The organism is Kitasatospora sp. MY 5-36 (assembly GCF_001182915.1).
Classification (GTDB): Bacteria; Actinomycetota; Actinomycetes; order Streptomycetales; family Streptomycetaceae; genus Kitasatospora.
On the sequence record NZ_LFVW01001034.1, the window covers coordinates 1 to 2,302 of the forward strand.

At 77.9% G+C, this 2,302-nt stretch carries 2 protein-coding genes and 1 pseudogene; all 3 read left to right on the forward strand.

What is annotated here, in order from left to right; all coding sequences use genetic code 11:
- Positions 1-1,213 (forward strand): M48 family metallopeptidase (locus tag AE652_RS39770; protein ID WP_049660521.1); only part of this gene is annotated, 1,213 nt, incomplete at its 5' end.
- Between the two features lie 121 nt (positions 1,214-1,334).
- Positions 1,335-1,988, forward strand: coding sequence for a class I SAM-dependent methyltransferase (locus AE652_RS39775; protein WP_049660522.1), 654 nt, complete (start codon positions 1,335-1,337; stop codon positions 1,986-1,988).
- 126 nt (positions 1,989-2,114) lie between these two features.
- A pseudogene (locus AE652_RS39780) lies at positions 2,115-2,302 on the forward strand (DUF2662 domain-containing protein); the annotation flags it as partial.

Here is a 2,302-nt window from a genome sequence, read left to right on the forward strand (position 1 = left end):
CGCGCCCACCCGGCGCGAGCGGGCGGCGGCCGACCGCACCGACCGGCTGTTCGAGGAGCAGGCCGCCGGCGGCGACTCCCCGACCGCCCGCCGCGACTGGCTGCTGGCCTCCGCCGCCGCCGGCCTGGTCCACCTGGTCACCGTCGGCATGCTCTGCCTGGCGGTCTGGCTGCTCGTCACCGGGAGCACGGTGCAACGCTGCGCGGGCGTGGTGGCGCTGGTGGTCGCGGTCGCGCTGCGGCCCCGGCTCGGCCGGGTGCCGCGCGACCAGAACGTCCTCGACCGCGCCTCGGCCCCGGCCCTGTACGGGCTGGCGGACCGGGTGGCCGCCGAGCTGGGTGCCGCGCCGGTGGCCGTCATCCGGGTCACCGACGAGTTCAACGCCTCCTACGGGCTGGTCGGGCTGCGCCGCCGTCCCGTCCTCGAACTGGGCCTGCCGTTCTGGGAGGTGCTGGACGACCGGCAGCGGATCGCCCTGCTCGGCCACGAGTTCGGCCACCACGTCAACGGCGACCACCGCCGCTCGCTCTGGCTGCACAGCGCGGTCTCGGCGCTCGCGGCCTGGTACGGCATGGTCCGGCCCGACCGGCCGGGCCGCGCGCACGGCGACGAGCTCTCGCTGCTGATCCGGATCGGCGCGCTGGTCGGCGCGGTCGTCCTGCGGGCTGTCGCCTGGCTGCTGCTCCAGGGCCTCTACCTGTTCGACCGGCTCACCTCCCGCGCCGGGCAGCAGGCCGAGTACCGCGCGGACGCCCTCGCCGTCCGGGTCGGCGGCAGCGAGGCGGCCGGCGGGATGCTCGCGACGCTCCTGCTGTTCGGCCCGGTGTGCACCGCCGTGGGCCGGATCCGCGCCGAGGAGCGCCGGCGCCCCCGGACGGTCCGCCGCGGCCGGGGCCGGGGCCCGGAGCGGCCCGAACAGCCCGAACAGTCCGAGCGGCCGAAGCCGCCCGCCCCGGAACTGCTCTGGGAGCGGCTGCGCGAGCACCTCGGCTCCGTCCCCGCCACCGAGCACGAGCGCCTGCTGCGGCTCAGCGCCCGTGACCACGCCACCGTGGACTCCACCCACCCTCCGACCCACCTGCGGATCGCCCTGGTCGAGCGCGCCGAGGCCCGGCCGGCCGCCGTCACCGCCACCCCCGCCGAGGTCGGGGCGATCGCCGCCGAGCTGGCCCCGCACCGCGCCCGGATCGCCGCCGACCTGCTCGCGGGCTGACCGCCGCCCGAGCGACGCACGGCACCAGTCGGCGCCGGCCGCCCCGGCGGCGCCGCTACCGCTACCGTCGAGTAGGGTCCGTGCACGTCCGCCCGCGTCCCGACCCCCCGAGGAGCACCGCATGTCCGACCTGCTGCTGAGCGCCGAGCCGGCACCCGAGGTGCTGGCGGCGTTCGAGGAGGCCACCGGGTTCATGCCGGTGGACGAGGGGCTCGCGCTGTACGCGGCGGCGGTGGAGGCGGCCCGGACCACCGGGCTGCCGGTGCTGGAGATCGGCACCTACTGCGGCCGCTCGGCGATCCTGCTCGCGGCGGCGGCCCGGGAGGCGGGGACGGTCGCGCTGACCGTCGACCACCACCGCGGCTCGGAGGAGCAGCAGCCCGGCTGGGAGTACCACGACCCGACCCTGGTCGACCCCGAGGTCGGGCTGATGGACACCCTGCCGCGGTTCCGCCGTGCCCTGCACGCCGCCGGGCTGGAGGAGCACGTGGTGGCGCTGGTCGGCCGCTCGCCGCGGATCGCCGCGCTGTGGGGGCGCCCGCTGGGCCTGGTGTTCATCGACGGCGGGCACACCGACGAGCACGCGACCGGCGACTACGAGGGCTGGGTGCCGCACCTGGCGCCGGAGGGCCTGCTGGTGGTGCACGACGTGTTCCCCGACCCGGCGGACGGCGGCCAGGCCCCGTACCGGGTGTACCTGCGGGCGCTGGCCGAGGGCTTCGAGGAGGTCTCGGTGACCGGCTCCCTGCGCGTCCTGCGCCGCTCCGCGCGGTAGTTCGCTCCCGGGGCCCCGCGCCGATGCTCTAACGTCGTGCCGGGGCTGCCGGGCAGGGGTTCGAACGGTACGGTGGCCGCGCAGCACCAGGCAGAGCATCGGCGGACGGTGGGGGCCAGCAGCGACATGACGGACCAGCAGAACAGCGCTCCGGCGGTCTGGGACCCGACCGCGCGCGGCGGCGCCGGCGGCTGGGTGCGCGGCCCGCAGCGCCCGGCCGACGCGCAGCCCGTCCCCGAGGCGCCCGCCACCCCCCAGCCTCCCGCGGCTCCGCAGTCCACGGCCCCGCAGTCCGCCGCCCAGCCCGGTCCGAC